The sequence below is a fragment of the Candidatus Chryseopegocella kryptomonas genome (assembly GCF_001536065.1).
GTDB lineage: Bacteria > Bacteroidota > Ignavibacteria > Kryptoniales > Kryptoniaceae > Kryptonium > Kryptonium kryptomonas.
In genome coordinates this window covers 1-25,360 of record NZ_CZVW01000016.1, presented here as the reverse complement: position 1 = coordinate 25,360, position 25,360 = coordinate 1, and the positions used below count along the sequence as shown (strand labels likewise).

At 34.7% G+C, this 25,360-nt stretch carries 14 protein-coding genes and 1 pseudogene; all 15 read right to left on the bottom strand.

Annotated elements, in window-relative coordinates:
• Window positions 1-94 precede the first annotated feature (94 nt).
• The gene (locus AWW83_RS07240; RefSeq protein WP_092350400.1) at window positions 95-2,839 is read right to left on the bottom strand and encodes an ATP-dependent DNA helicase; all 2,745 of its coding nucleotides are present in this window, start codon (window positions 2,837-2,839) and stop codon (window positions 95-97) included.
• Window positions 2,836-5,889, bottom strand: a complete 3,054-nt coding sequence (locus AWW83_RS07235; protein ID WP_159421139.1) for a DEAD/DEAH box helicase family protein — start codon at window positions 5,887-5,889, stop codon at window positions 2,836-2,838. The genes AWW83_RS07240 and AWW83_RS07235 overlap by 4 nt, the downstream gene beginning before the upstream one ends.
• Before the next feature lie 94 nt (window positions 5,890-5,983).
• Entirely contained in the window at window positions 5,984-8,830 is a 2,847-nt protein-coding gene (locus AWW83_RS07230; protein ID WP_234697272.1) for a site-specific DNA-methyltransferase, read from the bottom strand.
• A 283-nt stretch (window positions 8,831-9,113) separates the two neighbouring features.
• Window positions 9,114-12,569, bottom strand: coding sequence for an AAA domain-containing protein (locus AWW83_RS07225; RefSeq protein WP_092350394.1), 3,456 nt, complete (start codon window positions 12,567-12,569; stop codon window positions 9,114-9,116).
• An 877-nt stretch (window positions 12,570-13,446) separates the two neighbouring features.
• Window positions 13,447-14,442 (bottom strand): NB-ARC domain-containing protein, encoded by a 996-nt coding sequence (locus AWW83_RS07220; protein ID WP_092350392.1) that lies wholly within the window; start codon window positions 14,440-14,442, stop codon window positions 13,447-13,449.
• Entirely contained in the window at window positions 14,439-16,106 is a 1,668-nt protein-coding gene (locus AWW83_RS07215; protein WP_092350390.1) for a metal-dependent hydrolase, read from the bottom strand. The genes AWW83_RS07220 and AWW83_RS07215 overlap by 4 nt, the downstream gene beginning before the upstream one ends.
• Window positions 16,103-16,828, bottom strand: coding sequence for a ribonuclease HII (locus tag AWW83_RS07210; RefSeq protein WP_092350388.1), 726 nt, complete (start codon window positions 16,826-16,828; stop codon window positions 16,103-16,105). Before AWW83_RS07210 ends, AWW83_RS07215 begins: the two co-directional genes overlap by 4 nt.
• Window positions 16,825-18,075, bottom strand: a complete 1,251-nt coding sequence (locus tag AWW83_RS07205) for an MBL fold metallo-hydrolase (protein WP_092350386.1) — start codon at window positions 18,073-18,075, stop codon at window positions 16,825-16,827. The genes AWW83_RS07210 and AWW83_RS07205 overlap by 4 nt, the downstream gene beginning before the upstream one ends.
• The gene (locus AWW83_RS07200) at window positions 18,027-18,407 is read right to left on the bottom strand and encodes a hypothetical protein (protein WP_092350384.1); all 381 of its coding nucleotides are present in this window, start codon (window positions 18,405-18,407) and stop codon (window positions 18,027-18,029) included. Before AWW83_RS07200 ends, AWW83_RS07205 begins: the two co-directional genes overlap by 49 nt.
• Before the next feature lie 29 nt (window positions 18,408-18,436).
• Window positions 18,437-18,946: a hypothetical protein gene (locus tag AWW83_RS07195; protein WP_143713922.1), complete on the bottom strand. Its 510-nt coding sequence runs from the start codon at window positions 18,944-18,946 to the stop codon at window positions 18,437-18,439.
• Between the two features lie 70 nt (window positions 18,947-19,016).
• On the bottom strand, window positions 19,017-19,910 hold the full coding sequence (locus AWW83_RS07190; protein WP_092350380.1) for a hypothetical protein: 894 nt from the start codon (window positions 19,908-19,910) through the stop codon (window positions 19,017-19,019).
• A 211-nt stretch (window positions 19,911-20,121) separates the two neighbouring features.
• A complete protein-coding gene (locus AWW83_RS07185; protein WP_143713921.1) occupies window positions 20,122-20,445 on the bottom strand; it encodes a T9SS type B sorting domain-containing protein in 324 nt (107 codons plus the stop codon).
• 17 nt (window positions 20,446-20,462) lie between these two features.
• On the bottom strand, window positions 20,463-21,254 hold the full coding sequence (locus AWW83_RS07180) for a hypothetical protein (protein WP_143713920.1): 792 nt from the start codon (window positions 21,252-21,254) through the stop codon (window positions 20,463-20,465).
• Between the two features lie 625 nt (window positions 21,255-21,879).
• A complete protein-coding gene (locus AWW83_RS07170) occupies window positions 21,880-24,843 on the bottom strand; it encodes a DEAD/DEAH box helicase family protein (protein ID WP_092350372.1) in 2,964 nt (987 codons plus the stop codon).
• A 42-nt stretch (window positions 24,844-24,885) separates the two neighbouring features.
• Window positions 24,886-25,360: pseudogene (locus AWW83_RS07165) on the bottom strand (site-specific DNA-methyltransferase); the annotation flags it as partial.

Here is a 25,360-nt window from a genome sequence, read left to right as displayed (position 1 = left end):
AGAACTATTAAACTGGTTAATAGATAGTTATTATATTTTAGATGGGGATGAAATAAAAAGAATAGATCTTTAGGAAATAGAAAAGCGTTCGGTTTTAATAACTTTTCGCAAATTTACAGATTATTTTATAATCGCAATTGGGACAATGGCCATTTTCGGGTTGTGCCGGGTAATCTTTATTTAAAATTTTTTCTGAGGTTTTTTTAATTAAGTTAATAGCATTGTTAAGTTCGTTGGGTTCAATGTTAACTTGTTTGAAATTATTCGGTTCGGGTTCTTCAAGGTAAATTATGGAAGCTTTTGAGATTTGATTTCCTTGGGCTTGTAATATGTAAGCGTAAACCTGGAGTTGAAGTGCGGCAAGATGTGCGGGGGTAACTTTGGAAGAGGTTTTGTAATCGCGGATCTCGGTTCCGGTTTCATCAGATAAGATTACATCAGCTATGCCGGACAATATGGTTTTAGAGTTATTGTCAAGAAATAGTAGGAGCTCCAGTGGGAATTCGGTATTGATTATTTTGTCAATTTTTGATTCGGGGTGTGAAACGAAGTTCAATAAAGCTTTTTTAGCACCTTCTGCGATTTTCATTTTTTGTATATTTGAGGCGAAGGGTAGGTAAAATTCTTTCTCAATAGCTTCAGTAACTGCTTTTTCGGGTTCATATCCTGATTCGTTTATTAATCTTGTGCTGAGGTGAAGGCAATAGTGTAAACTATCACCGTAACCAAGCATGTAGCTGAAACCGGAAGGATAATTAAAAATCTTACGTAGAAGGAAGAAATAAGGGCATTTCAAATAATCAATTAAATCGGTGATAGCGATGACTGGTATATCATTCTGGGGAGGAGTATGTGAAATAAAGGTGAAATTGGAGGGTAGGAATGTTTCAATTGGGTTTAAATAGGTGATGATGTTATCTAACAAGGAGCTTCTTTTCTGTATTCTTCCTGATGAATCATAGTGGCAATAGCTAATAAAAAGAAAATCTTTAGCTCTTGTTAGGGCAACATAAAATAATTGAGATTCGCTTTTGTAAGTTGTTAGGTATCTGGAGCTATTAAATAAACTTTGATTAACTAACCAATTCGGGTTTTCACCAATTCTGCTTGATGGGAAAAGATTTTCTTGAAGAGAAGGGATAAAAACAATAGGCCATTCCAAACCTTTAGCTTGATGTATAGTTAAAATGTTAACTGCGTCTAATGTTGATAGGGATTCTAATTGGGATTCTTCGTAAGCTGAGGAAGCGTAGAAGTTTAGAAAATAACAAAGATTTTCTAACATTTGGGGGAAGTTGATTGGTTTTCCACCGAGGCGCTGTGGGAATTCAAAATCAGATAGAAGTGAGGCGAACCTACCTATATTGGCTATGATTATATGGTGATCGGGAGATGTGGGGTCAAGTTGTTTATAATTTAGGACATTAAGTATTTCGTACAGGAGGTGAGCAAGGTCTCTAAATAGGTTTTTATTTACATCATTTTTTATTTTTGTTAGATATTTATCAGTTAATGGAGATAGTGGGGTGATATAAGTTTCCCAAATTTTAAGAGCGCTTTCAATTAATTTTTCGTTTTTGAGATACTTGTTATTTTTAAGCAAAAAGAAGCCGTTGGGAGCTAACCAAGTGAAGATATAAGCGAGGGCTTCAATTTCGGGGCGCTGGAAAAGGCTAACTTTACCTGCAACGATGTATGGGATATGATGTTCACGAAGTATGTTGATAAGTGGGGTAGCTGATAAATAAACACTGCGATATAAAACAGCACAATCACGATAATTGCCATTATAATTTTGAACATAATTTTTTATAGTATTTACAATCCAAGAGGCTTCTTCTTCTGGATCATTGAAAGTTAATTTAAAGACGCTCTGGATGGATGATTCTTTGGTTGTTGAGATGGGAGGATAAGTATTTAAATATTGAGATGTATTAGAAAACCGATTAGCTATTTGAATGATTGAACCCGTGCTTCTATGGTTAATTGTGAGTGAATAGGATTCGGCGGAGGGAAATTTTTGGGGAAACCTGAAGAAGCAAGATTCATCGGAACCACGCCATTGATAAATGGTTTGGCGAGGGTCACCGACAATAAAAACGCTGGCTGTTTTACCGATAAGTTCAATGAGCTTTTCTTGAGAGGGGTTTATATCTTGGTACTCGTCAACAAGTAAATATTCTATGCCGGAGATTGATGAGGGGTTTTCTTGAATTTTAAGAGTAGCTAAATAAACCATTCTGCTGAATGTAAGGAGCTTATGAGAATCAAGCAAATGTTCGTAAATTGTGAAAACTTCGTAAAAATCGGGATCGGTAAGTTTTAAGGTGCTTAGGTCTATGAGATTATCGTATATAACATTAGCGGATCTGATGAAATTGCCAATTATTTCAAAGGGTTTAAAGTTAGAGTTTGGGTATTTTTTCTTAGCAAGTTCGGAAAGTTTTAGATCAGAGTAGAAAGAGGATACGAAGGCAAATTCTTGGTTTTCATCAAGTGTGGAATAATTGCCGTAATTAAAATAGTTTTTAAGAATTTTTAAGCAAAATGAGTGTATTGTGCCTATAAAAAGATTGCACAGGTTTTGAAGCAATGGTGAGTTTGGGGCAATTTCCTGTGTTCGGGAATAGATTCGTGATTTCAGGCTTTGAGCTGCTTTTTCTGTGAAAGTGAATGCAACAATGGAAGATGGGATAGCTCCGTGGTTGAATAATAAGTAAAGAATTCTTTGAGTTAATGTTTCGGTTTTACCTGTTCCTGGACCAGCGATAACTCTTATATACTTTGAAGTTGAGGTTACAATTTCTTTTTGTTCAGGGGTTAAAGAATCTATATTCATGGTTGTGAATCAATTTTATTTAATTTTGGTATCACTTTTTCAAAAATCAAGTTTATTTGATTTAGATTTATGAGATTTTTATCTGGGATTGGCGAGCTTGAGTTATCAACGATGATGATAAAAGATTCTAAAGTAATATGGTAACCTTGTGAATTGATAGTTTTCTCTATGTCTTTGATTGATAATGCTAAATTTATTTTTTCCTCTGAAAGAAAATATCCGGATTTTGGATCAGCGAATACAATAGCTTGGGGATAGATGCTTGATTTTGGCTTAATCCAGATGATAAAATCGGGGTAGAATTTCTCAGAGGTTTGAATGAGAAAACCGATACCAGATCTGGGGTAATTGCGGAGGACATATATTTCGTAATTGGATAGGTCAATGGATGGGTTTTTAAGGTAATCAATAAGTTTTAATAGGAAATCACGCTCTCCTTCATTTAATCCAGTGGGATTCATATATTCAATGTGAGTTAGATCTCTGGTGTAAAGAAGTAAGGGTAAGAAAAGAGATTCATGAAAAATGATGCGAGGGAGCGTGGGATCGTAGGGGCTGTTTGTTAAAAGAACATTGGTATCATTAACAATATTATGAATACGGTTTAAGTAACTTAACAGATTTGTTTCTTTTTTCACATACACAGTTTGAATGTATGCGTTGAGTGTAGATTCAAAAATGGAGAGAGGGTTGATATCAGTAAGGTTTTTTACTGTGGCGTTCTTGGATTCATATTCTTTGACTTGAATTTTGTAAAGAGCTGAAATATACTTTTTTAGGAGTAAAATGGCAATATCTTCAAGGCGAATAATATCGGAGTAAGTGGTTAAATTTTTAACTTCGGGTAAAACGTAAAGTTTATAGCAAAAGTTATTATCAGATGAAGATTTGGCACCTTTGGATAGTATATTTTTAAGAGAGTCAATTGTAAAATTGATGTTCCAATAGTTATGCTCAAGTTTGTAAGACAATAGTTCGGTATAAATTCGCTGCCAATTGAATAGATTGATGTAAGGCGATAGATCAAGTAAGTAATCATCATATTCTGGGGTATTAGACATCGTTTCTATTGTGATAGTATCTCTGGTAGAGGTTGAAATACCAACTGTAGTTCGCGGTAATAAATTAAGGGTTACTGACACTGATGAGTTTTTGGAAATGTCAATAAACTCATCGTGGTAAAATTTAGGTGTTTCTAATTTAATAATTTTGAGGTCGTTCCATTTATCTTCGTGTTGTGGTTTTATGGGGACGCTGATTGGCTCAAGTTCAATTTCTTCTTTTTTAATAGCTTCAAGAAATTTAACAAGATAATCGGATTTGATGCCGTAGATTTTAAGTGTTTCAAGAGGTTTAATTTGAGGGTTATTGCTTCGTTTTAAGGAGTTATTTTCGCCGAGCAAGCGGACTCCCCTACCGAATAGCTGGATGATTTGAGGACCTTGTGATTTACCGACGTAAAGAAGACCTATTGAGGAAACACGCCAGGTATCCCAACCTTCTATGAATTTTTTGGAACCGATTAGAATATTAATCGTGGATGATTTGGATTTTATAGAATCAAATAGGGATGGAGAGATGATATCTGACTCAATGGTGAAATTGCTTTTAGTGAGGAGTTTTTTAAATTCAGCGACATTACCAATGTTGATCAAAGCGAAATAAGAGTTGTCACCTGTTTTAAGGGCAATTTCACCTTCAGCGTTTTTGATTTCAAAAAGACGGAGTGGTCCGGGACCGTTGAAAACGGTTTTAAGTAAGTTATGGTAAAATTCTTCACGGTTAGTTGAATGATAGATAGCTGGAAGCAAAAGAAAAGAATTTTCAAAGATATCTTCTCCGAATGGATTTCTCAGACCGGTCTTAGCGTTAAGTATGATTTCAATTAAATTGAGCGCCCAATTGGGTTCAGAGACAAATTTGGATAAGAGTATTACTACAGTTAAGATATCGGAAAATTCTTTTTGTGATGAGGCGGTAACGGTTGAGCCGACAAAGATCCAAAGGGGTTTTTCAAGATTATATTTAACAGCGAGGCTTTTATTATTTTCAAAAATGAGAAGTTGTTCGTAAAAAGTAAGAAGATTACCTACAAACATGATATCGGTGAATAGATCTGCTTGAATTTCTCTTGGGTTTTGAATGTTAATGATGCTAAAATCTTTACCATAGCCATCGTAGTAGAAATATTTGTAGGAATAATCAAATATGATTGATTTACAATATTCTTCAAAGATATCGGGGGCTTCGGAGGGATTAAGAATTTGGGCGAAGGTTGCACTATACTCAAAAACGAAACCGTTCTCAGCTAGTTGGTCACGGTATGACTTCCATTTTCTTTCTTCGCTTGATTGTCCTTTGTGCCCTTCGTCTACAAAGATGAGTTTCCTACCTTCAAATGAATCTGGGGTGATTGATAATCCAGAACCTTTTTTTACTTCGGTGAATTTAGTGATTTCAATAATTAATACTTTATCAGTGTTAGTTAAACCTGATTCTGAATATAATATGGCTGGGTGATTGCTGTTGATGAGTTCCTCGTGATGTTGCTTAGATAAACCTTCGTTAGGAGTGATAAAGAGAATACAATCGGGTTCAAATAGTTTATAATGATGGAATTGATGATAGTTAATATGGGCAATTATGGTTTTACCAGAGCCTGTTGCCATAAAATAAGCAAGTTTGTTCATGGTTTTGCGGTCAAAGGTAAAAGTTGAGTTAGCGAAGTTGTTAAGGGAGTTGATAAATTCATCGGGTTTATTTTTCAAAAGGTCAAAATAAATTTCAGTAAACAAGATGGCGAGATACTGGTAATATTTGAGGTTAATCGGGATTTGGCGTTTTTGATTAATTTTTTTGAGATAGTTTAGTATGTTTGAATCGTATCTAAAAATATCATCTTCTGTAATAGAAATTGAATATAGGGAGAGTGGCGTATCAGAAAGTTTTTTACAAAGGGTGGTTGCGTAATAAGTTGGGGTTTGATTTGTTGTTTCAAAAGTGGGGGTTACATCTAAAATGTGAGATTGTATGAAATTTTTAAGTTCCATAAAGCTGGAGAAACCAAGGAGAGAAAGAATATAGCGGAAAAGGATAAAATGATGCTCTATGTTAATTGAATCGGTTGATACTGTGGATCGGCGCCTAGGCATGGTTTTCCCCTATCATTAGTTTTTTGAAGATTGGTTCAATGTAATTGAGGTTAAATTCGTCGGGGATAAGCGTAGAGGGCGAGTTAATGTAAACGGAATCCGGTTTCCATTTTTTAATGAATTTTTCTATGAAAGAGCGATCTTCATCAAAATGGTTTTTACTCCATGATTCAGGAACATTACGCCATACAATAAGGTAAGTGAGGTTGTCTTTTTCAGCAAGAATAAGAAAATAGGGGTTATCATTAGATTTTTCAAATACTAATTTTTTAATTTTTACTCCAAGTAAATAATTAAAGGTCTCTGGTATATCAATAACGGTTTCAATGGGGCTTCCTACTTCGTAGGGGTTAAATTTAAGTTTATAGTTAAATGGGAAGCGGAGTTGTTCGATATTTAGGAGAAAGGGGCTGTTTTGGGTTTCAATGTGGGTGTAATATTTTATGAGGTAATCGTCTTTAAATAGCAAGCGGGCTTGTTCATTTTCAGTGAATTCAATGTTATCAAGTGTATCTTCGTATTGTTCAATGATTTGGTATTTGAAGAATCCACCTGCTGTTTTTTCATTGTATTTTTCTTTAACATCTTCTTCTTTTGAAATTCCAGATTTATCATAGAATAAAACCTTTTTCATTCTTGGCAAAACTATTGTCCAGAAATGCTCCCCCATTTCCACGCCAATCCATTTCCTACCAAGTTTATGTGCTACTGCTGTTGTTGTGCCAGAACCAAGAAAGAAGTCCATAACAAGGTCACCTTCATTAGATGTAGATTCTATGACACGCTTGAGAAGGATTTCGGAATTTTCGGTGGGGAATCCTGTAGATTTGGATATCATATATGTATATCCAAGAATATCTGTCCAATCATTATTTACTGGAATCTCTCGTCTTAAATATAAAGCATCAAATTTTTTAGAACCACATTTTGGACAACTTGATATTCTTCTGTTTATAGTGGTTTCTTGATATTCCCACCCACATTGTTTACACACAAGTTTTATATTACCCTTTGATATTTCCTGATTAATTCTTTCTTGAGAAAATTGCCAATGCGTTCCTGCTGGTGCTTTAATGCTTATTCCCCAAAACAATCTATTTGGATCTCCTCGTTCCTCCGGGAAAAACATAGTTGTCCATTCCAATTTTTCCTCCGGCTTAGCTCTTAGTGGAATACTTACAAAAGCTTTTTCTTTATTTGCGGAAAATAACATCAAACTTTCTGTGTCGTTTTCAAACCTATTTCTTTCTATACTTTCGGTTCGTTTTCCTTTTCTTACAATTATCTCATTTCTAAAATTCTCCTTTCCAAAAATCTCATTCATCAAAGGTCTTAAAATCCAGTTCCCATTGTAATCACATCGGACAAAAATGCTTCCTGTATCTTTCAGCAAATCTTTTGCAAGCCTTAACCTATTCTCAAGCATTGTAGCCCAAGTGGAATCCTTATACTTTACATTATAAAGATAATCCGCATCATATTCCTTGTTAAATGGTGGATCAATATATATTGTCTGGATTTTTTCCTTGTATTTATTCAAAAGCAAGTTCAAAGCTTGCCAGTTCTCGCTTTTTATAAGCAAACCATCTAAAAGATCGTCAAGATCATGGTCTTTGGTTAATTCTTCAAGGAGTTCAAATTTAAAATCAAATGGGAAATAACGGGTATCAATAGGAAGTTTTAAAGGGATGTGATTTCTAAATAAATCATCTTTACTTTTTACTTTGATGCCGAAAAGAATTTCCCATTCATATAATTGATACCTGTTTTCTAATATTATATTGATCAGTCTGTTAAAAAATTCATCGGAAGTTAATTCGTAAATTCTGTCAAGCGTGATAACATAATGTGTATTAATGACGAACTTTTTCTTTTCCCAGAGTTTCTTTAGGAAATTTTCAATTTGAGATAAAAAATCAATTATGGTTTGAGCAATATCTCGGGTAATCTGAATCCTTGCTAAGTGTAAATCTGGTTCAGATTTGAAAGTATCAAGGTTGAAAACCTCGGATTTGAGGAAAAAGTCAAGTTGCTCTACAAGGAAAGATTTCAAATCTTTATGAATGAAGAAATCGGTGTTATTTTTGGCGGTAAATCTGTTAATATGATACAATAAAACTGGGTCGTTTGATTCACAAGGGGCTTCTAAAAAGTGTGTTAAATGTTTTGTGTTTTCATTATTTTTTAATTTAGTTATAATCTCTTCGTATATTAAACGATTGATTAGTTCTTGTTTTATCGTTTTTTTTCTTTTGCCATTCCCAAAAGAGTCAGTTTCGTCAATATTTTCGTTGCTATTTTCATAATAGATATTGTTGTTATTTTCTTCTTCAGTGATAGCTTTACTATATTTTTCAAGTTGGGTATCTGTAAGATGTATGTAATGGAAATTGATAATTAAGGTTTCATTTTTTTGATCCCAGATGATAGGATCATCATCTGTATCAGATAGGATGAAGTATCTGCTTTTTGTAGCTTTGTTTGAGGCGATTTCTTCTGTTGCGAATGAGATCTTAAAGATAACTTTAAATGGTGAAGTTGGGGCTGTGGTAAATGTGTAGTCACGGAAGAGAGTTCCTGTTTTAATATAATACATGTTAGAGGTGGCGTAATGAAGTTTAACTTCTTCACCGTTGTAAGGTATTGCGTAAGTAATTTTTCTAATTTTATAGCGTCTTTGTGGGATGAAGTCACCATTTTCATAAAAGCGGTTAAAGAAGGTGTAGAGATCGTTAAAAACCTCGTTTTTAATAGTGTCAAGATTTGGGTGGGTTGAGAATTGAGCAAAAGCTTCTTCAACTTTTTGGGGTATGGTATGGTTTATGAAGTTTTCTATCATAGAGCGTTTGAGATTAAATATGCGGTAGATGCCGAAATCAAGTGATGAGGAGTCAAAGCGAAAAATTTTACGGAGTAAGTTTTGAAACTTAAAAAGTTGTTCGGACATGGTGGTTTTTCCTTTTTTTTATTTTTGTGGTTTAAGCGAGATTGGCAAATCAATTCAGTTGGAACAAGACAACATTAGAAATATGAAAAAATAGTAACTTTAAAATGGCTCATAAAAAATAGATAAATTTACTTGGCTGAAAAAAATTTAAAAACATAATTGTTAAGTGTCAAGATTATAGTAAATCATCTGGGGTTCCGCATATTGATGATTCGGCGAGTGCGCGGATGTAATCATATCTAAATCTATTGGATTTATTTGGGGAGATGGCGAAATTGTAATCACCTATGACGAAAAGACTACTTCTTGCACGGGTTACTGCTACATTAAGAAGTTGTTTTGCTGATTCGTTTATAAACCAGAGTAAAGATGATTCTGAATTCGGGGAAACCACAAGAGAAAGGAACATGATGTCTTTTTCATCTCCTTGGAAGCGGTGAACTGTGTCAACAACATCTATCCCGGGGCGAAGTAGTTTGTACAAATATCTTTGAAGGAAATCCGCTTGGTTACGAAATGGCGTTGTGATACCAATTGAGATATCGGGATCTATATAATTTTTAAGCTTAAGCAAGATTTCTTCAATTTTTTCGGCTTCGGAGGTATTTATTTTGTTTTTCTCGGTGCCCTGGGTTGGAATCCATATAATACCGTTAACCTTTTTGAATTTTATATTTTCCGGTGGAGTTTTAACAACAAGTTCTCTACCTATGTGAGAATAGAAATGGGAATTTGAAAACTCAATTATTTTATGGTAAGAACGGTAATGTTCAGTCAAAAATATAACGGGATTAGCGCTCTTATTTGAAATTTCCTCGGCTAATAAATATAGCGATTTGTTGCTGTAATTAAGTTTAAATTCGGGTATATCACAACTTTGGGCTATTGTAGCATCTTCGTCGTTTGATAATCCAGAGATGTGTTTTAATTGCATGGGATCGCCGATTATAACGATGTTTTTGCTTCTAAGGATAAGTGGCAAAGCGGAAGCAATATCCGATTGAGAGGCTTCATCTATAATGAGTATATCAAATAAATACGGTTCAAGGGGGACTACGTTTGCAACTGAAAGATTTGTGGTTGCAATGATTGGGAAAGCTTTTAAAACCTCTTTAAAGGCTGATTTTGAGATTATAGTTGAATTTTCAATTGATGTTTTAAATGATTGAAGCGAAGGAACTAAGTTTGGTGTTAGAGATGAAATGTAAAATAAACGAAGATAATCTTTTGATTTTTCAATCAAGGTTGATTTAAGGCTTTCAATTTCTTCTTCATATTGTTTAATTTTAGGGGCAAGTTTTGATATATCATCTTTCAGCTTGACAAGTTTTCTTTCCAAGTCAGCTATTAACTTTTCAAATTCATTTTTAATATTTTCTAATTCAGATTCTCGCTCTTTAATTTTTTCGTCAATATCAATAACCTTAGCAATATCTTTTTCCCATGATTTTGCAAGTAGGAGATATTTAAATAGATCTGGTAAAGTTTTGGACATTTTCTTGATAAATTCAATTTGAGGAGGGTCAAATGCGGATGATAGTTTTGCAAAAATTTTAGTGTATTTGTTGTATATATATTTTTTATTGATAAGAAGTATGATTTTCTCAAGTAAATTGAGTTTGCCTAAGAGTTTATCTGTTAAAGCGGAAAGATGTTTAGAAATTAAAGACTCTGGGGTTGGATAGTTTTTTCTCATTTCATAGAAGAAATCAATGAATGGCTTTGGTATTGAGGAGAGAATATTTTCTTTTTCAAAATTCAGATTTTCAATGATTTTAGATTTGTTTAATTTTTCAAATTCATATAAAGATTTATTGAATTCAATTTGATTCTTAATGGAGTTATAGTAAAGTTGAAGTTGATGAAATTTTGAGATTTCTGATTCAAGTTCATTGATTTTTTCTTTGATTATATTAATATCAATCTTAACTTTGTTAATCAGGTTTTGATCAATAGTTTTATTATTGTTTATAGTGTTTATTGTCTTGAGGATTTTATCAGGTAGCCGGGATATAACTTCTTTATTCCCTACCCTGATAAGTGGGGTTATGGAGTTATTTGGGAAAAGTTTTTCAAATTTTTTACAAACATCGTCAACAGCTTTATTATTCTTTGTTGAGAAGAGGACAGTTTTACCGTGGATGACTGCGTTTGCCATGATGTTGAAGGAAATCTGTGTTTTGCCGGTCCCGGGTGGTCCGGTGACAACTGTAAGTCGTTTAGTAAATGCACTTTCAAGAGCAAGTTCTTGTTCCTTGTTTAAATTAGAGAATATCAAAAGAGAGAGGTTTTCGGGGTGAGGTGTGTTATCAATTTGGGATTGAGAGATGAAGCATGATAATTCTTGTGTTGTTATTCCCTTTTTTATTATATCTTCAAGTTCTCTGATTACTTTGAAATTTGTTCCCCATGTTCCCCAAAATAATAAGACACGATATGATGAGAGTGCTTTTTTCAATGTGTCAATTGAAATTGAAGATTTTTCGGGATTGAAATTTTGAATGATTATATCAATCTTTTCATCTATTGTAGCAGATTTATCTACGTTTGATTTTATGAATTCAATCTGTTCGGGGTCTGAAATGCCCATCACTCTTGAAATAAAGGTTTTTGAGATCTCATATTTATCTGAAATTGAAAAGATGACATGTGAGTTTTTTATGCTGAAATTGGTAGTGGAAATGAATAGAGGAACTTTTGAGTCTTTAAGGTCAAAGACGGGGTAAGCCAAAAGAAGTTGGATGTTTTGAGCTCTGGAGTAGAAGGATTGTTTATCCAGGAAGATTTTTAAATCAGGGGTCAAAACAGTTGAAAATGATGATAAGGCAAGGGGTGACTCTGTAAGATTAATAGCGATGCTTGATTCGGGTATTTCAGAGCTTTTAAGGTCTTCAAGAACGAGGCAATAGCGGTAGTATGAAAGAATTTTTTGATGTTTGGAATATAATTGTGGTATGTTGATTTTGATTGGAATATTTACTTTCCTTAATTTTACTTCCGAGGGTTCAACGAATTCGGGCAATGGATAGTTATCTATATATTGAGATGGATCTATTTTTAGAATTTTAAAGATTATTGTTTCAATGTCGGGGTCACTTAAATTAATCATGGAGGCGGGTAAGCTATCAATGTCTTTGTGAAAATTTAAAGCGCTTGTAACTTTAAACCATTTTCTTGTTGGCGTTTGTAGTTGAGAGTGATCGTAATAGATTACATTATCAAAAATTACAAAACCTTTAATATGGCCGAGGTTTATGTTTGAGTCAATGAAATCGGGTGGAAAGTAAAAATGTAACTTATCTTTGAGGAAATTGAGCAAATCAAATTTATAGCGAAAAATTTGCTGGAATGGATTTTCTCTTTCCTTATTTATTTCAAGACCGTTGGAATACCATCGGCTATTTTCGTTTCCAGTTATAGTTCCAGCTCCTGATTTAATGTCTGCAACAGCAATGAGTTTGTTTGAAATTATGATTAAATCAGGAGTTGATCCTAAAATGTTAGGTTGTATGATTAGGTTGAAATTCTGGTTTGAATTGTTATACTTGTTTTTTAGTTTTTCAAAAATAATTTTAAATGTTTTTATTTCGTGATCGTATCTGAAATTTGAGACCTGGAAACATCTGAACATAGTATTTAAACTGATTTTTTATTTTTTTATTAACCATGATTTAAAGATATTTTGTGATGTTATTCTGGCGAGGGGTAAATGTAAAAAGATTTATTTTTGAAGTAAGGTTGAATGGAAAGTTGAGCTGTCATTTTTCACAAGCGTTTATATTTTTACGTGGTTGAAAAAAACTAAAAAAATTTTTGTTTTATTCAAAATCGGCGAAGCTCGGCAAAGCTACGAAGTGATCCCCCTAAGGTCCGAAAGGACTCCCTTGGAGGTTCTCCTAAGGTCCAGAGGGCTCCTTAGGAGAGTCCATAGGACCTTAGGGAGAGGCAAAGGTGCGAGATTTACAAAAAGCTCGTTTTTCATTTGTTATTACGGTTTCCGAGAACCTCGTTAACAAGTTAACATTTGTGAATTTGAATATCTTGTTGATTTACAATCATTTTCCCTTGCTCTGACGCAAATCTTGACACATTGTCAGGGAGGTCAGCGGAAAAATCAAGGGTAAAAGTTAACACAGAAGGACTTGACTTTTGGGGTAAAATTTATTGTATTTAAGTGTGTGAATTGGTTTATTTAAAGTTTTGTTTTACCGTGGGTGTGAATCGAACCTGTGAGGGATTGAAACGAGTTTGTGTTCAAGGGACCTTTTCTTGAACACAATAGTGTGAATCGAACCTGTGAGGGATTGAAACCCTTTAGCGGTTCGCCTTTGCATCAGCTTACCTTCAAGTGTGAATCGAACCTGTGAGGGATTGAAACGGGAATAACAATTGGATTTTAGGGGAGTTTTTAGGATCTTTGTTTGGTTTTTTGTCTCACCTCCTGCCCCCTCTCTAAGTGTTTAGAGAGGGGAGATAGATCCCTTAAGGGGTCACTTCGCCAGGGGGATTTATTTTTTTCGCTGGGGGCGGAAGAGGAAGAAGTATCTAAAAATTCTAATTGTAAGGTATGATAAGAATGAGAAGATTGACAGCAGGATGTAGGTTTCTCTGTTCTCAAGTCCTATTTGCAAGATTTTTATCACAGTTACAGAGCCGAGCAGGAGTGCGAAAAATGGTCCAAGGTTTATGTATTCGCTTTCTTCTAATGTTCTCAATTTTTTTATATCTTCGTCTCTAATTAGTTTTTGTGATTTTGCTTGTTGAAGTGCTGATTTTATGATTGTTGGGTTTCCTTTGGATATTCTGAGGATTTCGTTTTTTAGAAATTCTTTTGTTTTTGTGTCAATTTCAGTTATGTATGTTTCAATCAGGTAGTTTGTGAGTTTTTCTGTTGTCTCTTTTTCAAGTTCTTTGAGTTGTATTTTTTCGAAGAATGAGTAGAGGTGTTTGAATTTTTTCTCATGTTTTAATTCTGATGTTGTTGCGATTATGGTTGCGTGTGGCATGAGGTCAATTATGAATTCAATCATCTGACCTGTTGCAAGGTCAAGGTCGTCAAAAAGAAAAATGTAATTTTTTCCTGTGATTGATTTTATGATTATTGGTGCGTTTTTTACTTGAATTGATATTGTTCCGTCGCTGTTGATCCGAATCAGTTCGTCTGTTACGAGGTCGTTTTCAGCGTAGAGGGATTCAATTATTTCGTTAAAAATTGTTGATTTTGTTTTGTTGAGGTTGACTTTTATAAGTTTTATTTCCCCTTTCCATGCTGATTTTAGTTTGTGTGCGAGTCTTATGTCTTTGAATTCTTCTGCTAATGCCGTTGGGCTTATGTCAATTCTATGGGTTGAGCCTTTGATGATTGAGATCGCATGTTCAATCAGGGTTGTCTTCCCTATTCCTCTTTTTCCGATGATCAGGGTATGTTTTCCGAGGAGGATATTAACGACAAGTTTTTTTAGTTCCTGTTTTCTTCCGAAGAATTTTTGATCGCTTAGGATCATTTGATTGTGATGATGATTGAGTTTTTTGTTTTAGACTGGATCTGTTTTATGTCTGCGACGATTCCGCTTGCGCTTGATGTGATGGTTTGTTTTAGTTGCTCGCTTTTAAGTTCAATTTCTTTTTGTTTAATCTGGAGTTTTATCTCTTTGATCTGGATTTGGGTTTTTGATTCTTTGTCCTGGTAATCAAGCAGGAGAATTTTCTTTTTTGTGTTAAGTTTTTCTATTTCTTCGTTGATTTGTTCCTGTGCTGATTGTGGTTTGAGCCCCTTTTGAATTAGTTCCTGCGTTCGTTTAAGTTCTTGCGATAGTTTGAGGATTTGCAGGTTTATTGATGATGTGTCTTCTGTTAATTTCTTTTTAAGTATAGAGAGCTGGTTTTCAAGTTTTAGAATTTTTATGTTGAGTTTTTCAATTTCAAGTGAGATTTTCTCTGCTTTTGGTGATAGTTTGTAGGCAATAATTTCTCCTGTGGAGATCGCTTGTCCAGTTTTGATTAAGAGATTTATTTTTTCGTTTGGTTTTAATTCAATTGTTTGAGTTGTGAACTTGTTTTCTTCGTGGGTTTTAATCGGCGGGGTCAAGGCGGATGGGGTCTGTTCTGGGTAGAAGATTTTTGCAGTGATAGATGCTTTTTTGATGATGAGGTTAGCGATGTTAGTTTTTTTGATGTAGTCGAGTGGGGCGAAGTTAAGTTTGATTTTATTTTCTGATGTTTGTTTGATGAATTCGTGTTTAGTTATTGGTTTTTCTATGAAGATTGGTTCGTAGAGTTCAATTTCGCCAGAAAGATAGACGAGCGAGTCCAGATCTGGGGGTGTGTTAAGTCCAGATGTGAGTGTTTGGTTTTCAATGGTTATGTTTTTTATTTCTGTTTTTGCTTTGATTTTTGGTGTGGTGAGTATATCAGTTGTGAAGATATCGTTTTTGAATGGGTCTTTTCCAACGGTTACTGTGAGGCCTTCGGGGTTGCGCACCAGGAGCATGTTTTGTTTTTCTGCTGATATAATCATGAATTCGCCTTTTATTTTTTCGTGTGTAGTTGTGTTGATGCCGTTTATTTTTGCGAAGCATATAAAGTCTTTAGCGAGTTCGTTGTAGGCTCTGACGGCTGAATTAATATCTTTTTGGATTTGTCTTATTATTTTAGTGTGTGTTTTGTGTGAGATATATGCGAGTGGGGCTGTCAGAATCAGGAAGATGAGGCCGAGGATTATATCTTCTTTTGAGCCGACTTTTATTCTGTAGGCTTCTGGTTGTTGAGTGTCAAATGGGAAGACGGCGTTTTTCATTGACAGGGGGTAGAGGATTTTAACGCCTTGGGTTGAGGTGCAGTCAATTAGTATATGTGAGATGTAGCCTATTGAGAAGGCTATAGTTAGTTGCGGAAATTTGTTCAGCAGTGTCATGATTGATGCGATAGTTATCAACGTTATTATCATCCAGATTGAGTGTGTGATTGTTCTATGGCCGAATTTAGTTTCAATTTTTTTGCTGATGGGGTAAAGTAGTTTTCCAAGCCATGAGTTTGAGTTGTCGATGTCAGGGGTTATGGATCCGAGCCCAGCCATGAGGGCGTTTGTTGTGTTGAAATCAATTCCCTGCCCTATTGAAGCGAAGGCAAGGCAAAATTGGGCAAAGAATATGTGAGTTGGGAAGGTCATTTCCCAAAGGTCCTAAGGACCCCTTTGTTTGGGGGATCGCTTTTGCCGATGTTTTCTGCAAGCTTAAAAAGATTTTCCTGTCCCAAAGGTCCTAAGGACCCCTTTGTTTGGGGGATTGCTTTTGCCGAGTTTAAGTTCTTTAAAAAAGTTTTTCTGTGAATTTCACAGGGTCCTATTTGCTTCAGGATTCTTATATGCTCGGGTGTTGGATATCCAAGATTTCGCTTGAAGTTGTAATCGGGGAACCGTGCATGTTCAATTGTCATCATCATCGTGTCTCTGGTATGTTTTGCGTAAATACTTGCACAGCTTACTTGATAGATAAATTTATCCGCTCGTGGAATTGCTATCAGGTTAAGGTTAATCTGTTTGTTTAGCTCATCAGGATTTATTTTGAAGATGTGAAGCCCGTCGATGAAGATAAAAACTTCGTCAAGTTTAGTGTCAATCTGTTCAATAGCGCTTAAAAATGCGTTTTTCATAGCGAGCAGAGTTGCGTTGTGTATGTTAAGTTTGTCAATTGTTTTTGGGTGTATGATTTCAATTGCAACAGCGATTGCGTGCTTTTCAATTTCCTGTACAAGTGTTTCTCTTTGTTTTATGTTGAGGGCTTTTGAATCTCTTACACCGGGGATAATTTTTTCAATTGCAACAGCCCCGGCGACAACGGGACCTGCGATTGCGCCCCTGCCGACTTCGTCAATTCCGATGATTAGCCTCATTTCAGGATTGTTATTTTGTTATGGTATATGTTTTTGTTTGTTTTGACAAGGACGAGATAAACTCCGCTTGCGGTGCTGGGGATTTTGAGTTCAAATTTTTCCGGGATGATTATATTGGTTTCGTGGACGAGTTTCCCGAGGATGTTATAAACCTGAATTGTCTGGATGATTTCATCTGGGATAAAGATTTGAATTTTTGTGAAGCCGTTTTCGCTGTGTGAGTTTATCATAGCTGATCTGTCTTTTTTGTTGTTTTCATTTTCTCGTTTAAATGGTTCGGATTCGGCGTTGAGAGTTGTTTCGTTACCAAAATAGAATGTGTCAATTCGTGCAGGGTTGTTGGATGTTGTTATGGTGAAAAATCTATCATAAACATTTGCGATTATGTTTCCTGCTATTACAGATTTTGTTGATGCGCGAGCTCCCTGTTCAGTTTGATAGATGTATTTTATGCTGGGTGTGTTTTCAAGTTTAGCAAGTGTTTCCTGGTGCGGGTGTCCATAGGGGTTGTTGTCTCCGACGGTGATCATGACAGCTTGAGGCTGGAAGGTTTGTAGCATGAAGTTCGATGTGCTTGAGCGTGAGCCGTGGTGGGAGATTTTCATCAGGTTAATTTTTCTGGGGAAATATACAGCGATAAGCGACTCTTGTTTTGCGTAGAGGTCGCCTGCTGTAAAGAATCTGAAAGTGTCCCCTGTCTGGGAGACAAATTCAAGCAGGAGTGCGATTGAGAGTGTGTTTTCGTCTGAGGTTCCTGCGTAGGTGTTCCAGATCCAGCCGGATGAGGCGATACATGTTAAGGTTATTTGTTTATTCTGTCTGATTATTTTGATGATTGTATCTTTTGGGTTGAGGGTGCGTCGGCGTGCGCCTGCAGAGGTGATATATTCGTTAAATTGTTGGCTGTTGTAGGTTTCTCCCCTATCGTAGCATATTTCCGGGTTAAGGGCGTAGATAACTTCGTCAAGTCCGCCGATATGGTCGGCGTGGTGGTGGCTTGCGATGGTGAAGTTGAGTTTGTCAATTCCGAGTGTGGCAAGATATGGTATGATTACATTGTTTCCTTTTGTTGGATTTCCAGCGTCAATTAAGAATTTAATTGTGTCAATTTTAATAAAGCAGGCGTCACCTTGAGAAACATTTATTTGGTGGATTGAGATTATCTGCGCTAATGTTTTTGTAGTAAAGGCAACAGCGATCAGGAGTTTAAGAAGTTTTCTAATTCTGTGGTTTTTTCTTTGCACCATACGCAGTTGCAGTTTGTGGTTAATTTTAGTTGTGGGTTTTCAATTTTTGAGATGACTTCTTTAAGCAGGATGGATGCTTCTTTGAAGATTTCTGGTGCGATTATGAATGTTGCGAATTCAATATCGTTTGCGAGGATTTTGACAGTGATCGTTCCAAGTGGGGGTTTTGCTTGTGTTTTTTCGTCAATTTTAAATTTGATTTTTTGAGTTTCTGAACTGACGGTTTGCTCTGGCTTAGGCTCATCTTCTCCTGAATCCGAGGATTTTAGTTCGGTTATAATTTCTTCCGCTTTTGTTTCTTCTTCTCTTTCTTTTTTAATGAAGAGTGGCATGGCGATTTTATTTAGTTTTGTTTGCAATTCTATTGTTCATTGCTTTCGCTGATAATTTCTTTTAGTTTTAGTTTAAGGTCAAGCAGTTTGATTTTTTCTTCAAGTAGTTTATCAAGGGAGATTTTGTTCTGGTTGAATTGTTCTTCGTATAGTTCAATTATTTTTGTTTGTGCTTTTATTTTTTCGTTCAACAGCGAAATTTTTTCTTTGTTTATTTGTTTTTCACGCTGGATTTTTCTTTCAAGTTGTTGAAGTTCAATTTGTTTGATTTTGTATGTTGAATTGTCAAGGATTTTTGAGATGTTAATTGATATGGACAGCGAAAATCTGTCTCTAATTGTATATGGGGAATAGATCGGGTTAATTGGGTCAAACTGGCTTAAGAAGTAGCCTGCTCCGAAGCCAGCGTGGGCACGGATTTCAATTGAGTTTATGATTCTGTTGAGGAGTGAGTGTTGTTTTAGTTCAAGTTGTTTTTTTGTGATTTCAAGGTCTGGATCCTGCGCTTTGGCGGTTAAGGTGATAATAAAAAATAGCAAGGTTAGGAATTTTGAGATGAACTCACCCCCTGGTCCCCTCTCTATTTTACAGAGAGGGGGGATGGTTTTTTTATATTTCTGTGTAAAATTTTTCAATTTGGGTTGTAAGGTTTAGTTTTTCAAGTTCGTTGTAGTTTTCGGAGTAAAAGATTTCAATGAGTTCTTTTATTTTTTGTTTATGCTCCTTCTGGTTTATTTTGATGAGGTTGATTGCGTTTTTGATTGTTGAGAGCGTGGCTTGTAATGTTTCAAGTGTAGTATGCTCGCGGTAGATTAAATTTCGGTTAATGTTTAGATCCCAAACTATTTTAGCGGAGACATTCTTTTCAATGTAATTCAAAATTAATTCAAAAAGTTTTCTGTGCAGTGTGCTTGATGTGGCATGCTCTTTAGGACCCCCAAAGGTGCTCCTCCCGAGAGGGATCGCTTTGCCGACCTGAACTTTACAGTTTCTGAAATTATTTTTTTCAAGGTCATAGATCAGGATTCTGTTTATGTTTGAGGTTTCAGTTATTTCAATTTTTTCAAATTCGTCTCCGTTTTCAATTAAGATTATGTCAATTTCTGGTGATGGTTCAAATGAGTTTATTTCAAGAAACCCGTTCTGGCAGGATGAGGATTCAATTAATTTTTTTATTTCGTTTTTGTCCATTCCTGGTGGGGGTTTAAACTTGAAGCAGGGTTCAAGTGCGAGATACTGCTTGAGGAGGTCAAAGTAATTTTTTGGGGCTGAGTATATTGATATGGTTTCCCAGGTTGTCGGTGGTTTTTCAAGTTTGAATTTAAACTCAGGGGTGAATTGATAAACAAATTTATCAAGGAAAAGAAATAAGCTATCATTTGACAATGCGATTGCGAAGAGTTCTTCATTTAAAATCTTAAATGGGTCAAATTTTACTCTTGATTTAAATTCAAGTTCTGGGGTGATTATTTTATCGCTGTTTATGTCATAAAAAGTTATCATCTCCCAAAGGTCCTAAGGACCCCTTTGTTTGGGGGATCGCTTTTGCCGACTGTCGTTGATAACCCATCGTTGATAACTTTTTTGAAAAAATTTTTTTTATATATAGCCATTTTTCAGCAAATTTTCGGCTAAAGTTATTAACGATGACTTATTAACGATGACTTATCCACATTTTTTGTTTCATTTGCTCAACGGTTTACAATAACAATTTTTACCAGTGGAAGATTTCAACAGTTGTTTTATATGTTTTGTTTCCTTTTACCTCAACGACGCCGATGTAAATTCCGACTGATTGGAATTCTCCGAGATCGTTGTCACCTTTCCATCCGTGGGATTGTGTTCCCTGGGTAAGGTGCAGGTTTTGGGCGATTGTTTTTATTCTGTTCCCTTCTCGGTCGTATATGTATATGCTAACTGTAGCAGGTTTTGTAAGTGTATATTTTAGTGTTGTGTTTTGTTTAAATGAGTCAAAAAGGGGCGGTTCAAATCTCAAAGATTTTACAATTTCAGGTTCAGGTGTTTGACAGCCTATCAACAGCAAAGAGAGAGCGATTATGGGTATCTGTCTATGTATTTTATGATTGAGCCATCGCCTTGGCCAACGGTAGTTGTTTTCGTCCAGGAGACGAGGTTTCCGTCCTCGTAGTTGTTTGTTCTCGTGAAGAAACCGCCTGGATATGTTGAAGATGGACCTGTCCATCTTGATTGAAGCAGTTTATTTGTTGTTAAGTCTCTCGTTTCAGTTACTATTACCTCGTTATTTGGGTCTGCCTGTCTTACGGTTTTGATACCTCGTGAGTTGTCAATTGTGATGACTGGCTCTCTGAAGTAGTAAGTTTCTCGGGTTTGAATTCCTTTGGTCCATTTTGTTATGTGTGTGATGATTGTTTTAGATGGAGCTGATTCAAAAGTGAGTTCAGTTTTTATTTTTGTTTCGGGTGAGTTGTTGTATTGCGACCATGAGATAAATCTTTCGGTGATTGAGACGATTTTGAGGTTTGCGTAGTCACCGTATTTGTAGTTTTTTGTGATCAGGAGGAGTCCTTTTGGGTAAGAGTGTTTTTCAGTTATGACGACGCCTAAACCTCCTGGGAGGGTGTCGCCGTAGATCCAGACGGAGTCAGCGGTAGATTTATCAAATTTGAAAACAGCATTTTGTTTCCCCATGGGTCGTCCGGCGAGGATCCATTCGTGTAGGTTTTCAAATTCGTTGAGAGATTCATTTAGGAGGGTGGTTGGTGAATCGTCAAATTTAAGTTGTTTATCAGCGGTTAAATCTGTGTCAGTTGGTTTAGAGCAGGAGAATAGAAACAGGGCTAAAGAGAGAAGGATTAGTTTACGCATTTTTGGTCTCCTTTTTTGGTTTTTAATAAGATTGATCGGCAAAGCGATCCCCCAAAGGGGGTCCTTAGGACCTTCGGGAGAAGATTTCCCCAGGGGTGAGGGTTGAAACTTTGCCCGCAACCTCCCCGAGGTGTGAAACTGGGCGGTTGCGGGGGTTGAGCTGAAGCCTGTGCATAAAAAAATGCACAAGCGAGGGTGAAACTTTTTTCAAAATTGATATAAAACATGAAATTTTACAGTTTTTAATCTTATCTTCCTTTCACTTCCCCTCGCTTGTGCATCGGCTAATGGTGCTTCAGCTCTTAGCGAAAATATAATAAGGTGTAAATAAAAAAGCAAGTCCCAAGGGGTTAGCTATGTGGCTTAGCCAACAATGAAAGAGAAAGTGAGATTGTTTTGCTTGTGATAGCAATGACGAAAGGGATTGTCTCCAAAGGCTTTCTTTATCAGCGAATAGATCACTCAAAGGTCGGCGAAAGTCCAAGTGAATTCCCCAAATGGGGTCCCTTGGACCTTCGGGAGAGATTCTTTTCCCTAAGGGATCACTTCACCAAGAACTTCCAGGATTTGCAGATTTAAGAGAGGATTTTTCTGAAAATATTTTTCTTAAAGGGTTCATCAAACTTTACTGGGGATGATTAAGTAATTTGGACAACATCATTTCTATTTGATCAAACCAAAATTTTTGGTACTCTTTGGGTATCTTGTTTATATCTTTAGTTCTAAAGAACAAATGAACTGTTACCTGAAGGGAATTTTTTGTTTTTTTGTTTTTTCTAAAAATTGTGTTATAGCCATCTATTTTTCGTTGGTAATCCACGTGTTCTGTTCCTTTTGGGTCAACGAAGACGATAAAGTAGTTCCTGCCTTTTTTTAACCAGAAAATAAAATCTGGGTAAAAGCGACTAATCTTATTTAAATTAGGATTATAATAGGGTATATAAATTTCGTCTAAACTTTCATCCAATTTGCTAAACATCCACCAATCAAACATTTTGAATTTATTATCATTTTCAGATAGATAATCATCTAAATCATTAATGAACTCTACTTCACTTTTAGTTTTGATAATGTGTTTAATATAGTCTATTTTCTCATCTTCGGATAATATAAGTGGAAGATAGTAATGAGTAGCAATATGCTTAATTCTTAATCGTTTACCTTGATACTCTACCTCCCCCTCTCTAATCATCAAAGTAATTCTTTTAATCTCCTCTGTATATTCATCTAAAGTAATTTTTCCCTTTTTATATTTTTCTTTCAACTCTCTTTCTTGTTTATCAGATTGAGAAACAGTTTCGATCTTCCTCTGAAGTTCGTTAACATCTTTAAAATATACCTTTATATTCTTAAAATGTTTTATCTCATCCTCTAACTCTTTAAACTTTTCAAACTCCTCCGAGGCAAAACTTAAATGATCAAAAAATCTTTGGATAAGTAAATCCACATTTTTAAAACTTTTTTCACTAAACTTAAAAATATTTTTTGTCCTTAAACTTTCTTTCAAAATTTTTATTTTTTCTGGTTCTGTGTTATACCTCATCAATAATATCCTATCATCTTCTATAAATTCAATAAATTTTTTAAGCATTTCAAAATCTTCCTTACAGATTTCAAATTTCACTTGTTTCCTATTTTTAAAGAGTGGATAATTTGCAATTTTGTAAACAGGTATTAGTAGTTTATATTTTTTATTTTTTTCAATTGCTGGATTTTTAATAAGAGAAATTTGAATTTCACCTTCCTTTTTCTTTTCCTGTTCTAATTCACCGATTACTATATTTAAAGCATTTTTATTTGTCCCAAAAATAAATAGAGTTTCTAATGGTAAAACTTTATCTTTAATATTATTAAACAAATTCTTAGCAATTTCTTTAGCATTGTAAAGATGGATTAATCTCTTTCTTTTACCTTTCACTGGCTCAATTCTCACTCCTCTTCCTACAGATTGGAGAATAAACTTTCTTGCATCTTCACCCATCCCTATGTTAATAAAATTAATCACATTTGGTCTGTTTGAATCCCATCCTTCATAAAAACCGCGAGAACCCATTAAAATATTAATTGTGGAGTCCTCTTTATTCAGGTTTTCAAAGAAACTTTCTTCCTCAAACCTTTCTTGAACCTCATATCCTACAAGTTTTTCTTTTAACCATCCAGAAATATCGCCTATTTTTATCAAAGCAAAAGGTTTATCACTTGTTTTTAACTTAAAGGCAAGTTCTTTATTATTAGACCGATTTCTTATAACTTCAATTTCTCCGCTTGTTTGTGAATTGTATACATAATTTAAAATATCATTTATTTTTATACTTTTAAAAATTTTTTCCTCTATCTTTATTTTCTCTCCGTCCTCAAATATAAATTCAGGTTCCTCTTTTAACTCTTTCCATAATTCATCTCTCGCTTCTTTGTAAACATTGCCCCCAATTTTTTTCTTTCCAATTTTTACCAATTCGTCAAAAAATAGTTTTAAATCTGCATCTTCTATGTTTACAGAGTTAACAAGTACCAAAAGTAGCGGGTTATGATATAAATCAGATTTGTTCTTTGTAATCTTTTTATAAAACTTCTTTACATAAGTCAAAAGAATTAAGGATTTTAAAACTATCTTTTGCTTCTCTTCACTGGTATAATCTTCATCGTCTCTAAATGCTCTTATTTCCTGTTTTAAAACGTGGATATGTTTTCCGTAGCCAGACTTTATAAAACTTGATAGGTTAAATTCAAAAGCACAGGTAATAATATCTCTTGGGTCTGTAAATGTGGCTGAGAAGTTAAATAGAAAACCATTTCTTGATAAGATAGAATAAATATGTTGCCTTTTTGATTCTTCTTTATCGCCCTTATGTGCCTCATCTAAAAATATATACCATTTCCCATTATTATCATAGTTTTTAAAATCAATAATCTTTTCTTTTTGTTCGTCACTTAAGTTATCTGACCTGTAATAAAATACAGTGATACCAGATAATGAAGGTTCTTTTTTCACTTCAGGATACTCTTTTAATTCTTTTAAAATTATTTTCGGTTCATTAGAAGAATTAAATTCGTCTACATGTTTCTTAAGTTGATCTATCAAATCATCTCTATGAGTTAAAAACAGAATATCATATGGGGGAATTTCTTTTCTTTCAATTAGTTCTGCCAGAATGTGAATGAGTTTAATAATGACCAAGCTCTTACCACTACCTGTTGCCATCCAAAAAGACATTCTATTAATGAAATGCTTATAAGGTATTTTACTATTTTCTTGAGGATAATAATCTCTAAGAAGATTGTGTTCTTTTTTTCTCCCTTTTTTATCTAATGTAATATATAAATCTTCATATAATCCATTACTTTTATACCATTCAAAAAACTTTTCTTTCCTCTTCTTGTTTGTTTCTAATTTTTCACCATCCTGATAATCAACAAAATCTTCAAAATATTTCCACAGTACCTTTATAGCATTTTCAATTGCCTCTTGCTGGAAATCCCACAGTTTTTTGTTTCTCGAAAACTTTTCTAAATCAAATGAAGTCCAGTTAGACGGCAAATTCTCAAATTTTATACCCTCTAACATATTTTGAAGAAAAATCCTTGACATAGTTATTTCACCCTTCTTTTTTTCTCATGACTAAAGTTTTTTCTACTTTTTTCTACACCACCAGATTAAGGGTTTAATAAGTTTACAATCCAGATTTTTAATATCTATCCTCTCACCATCTTCAAATTCGACATAATCCGCTGTAATTTTCTTTATCCATTTACCAAGAAGATTTGAAAGGGTTTCTGGGATGTCTATATTTTGATAAAGTTTTGATAAATTCACTTTTACCTTATTATTTTTATAGTTAATTTCTAATGCTTCAAGCATCTTTGGATCTTTAAGAAAAATATATTGATTATAGGGGTCTTCGTTAGGATTCTCAAATAAGTAGGAATCTTTGTATTTTGTTTTCCTTAAAGTGTCTTCATATTGTTCAAGTTCGTAGTATTTGAAGAATCCACCTGCTGTTTTTTCATTGTATTTTTCTTTAACATCTTTTTCTTTTGAAATTCCAGATTCATCATAGAATAAAACCTTTTTCATTCTTGGCAAAACTATTGTCCAGAAATGCTCC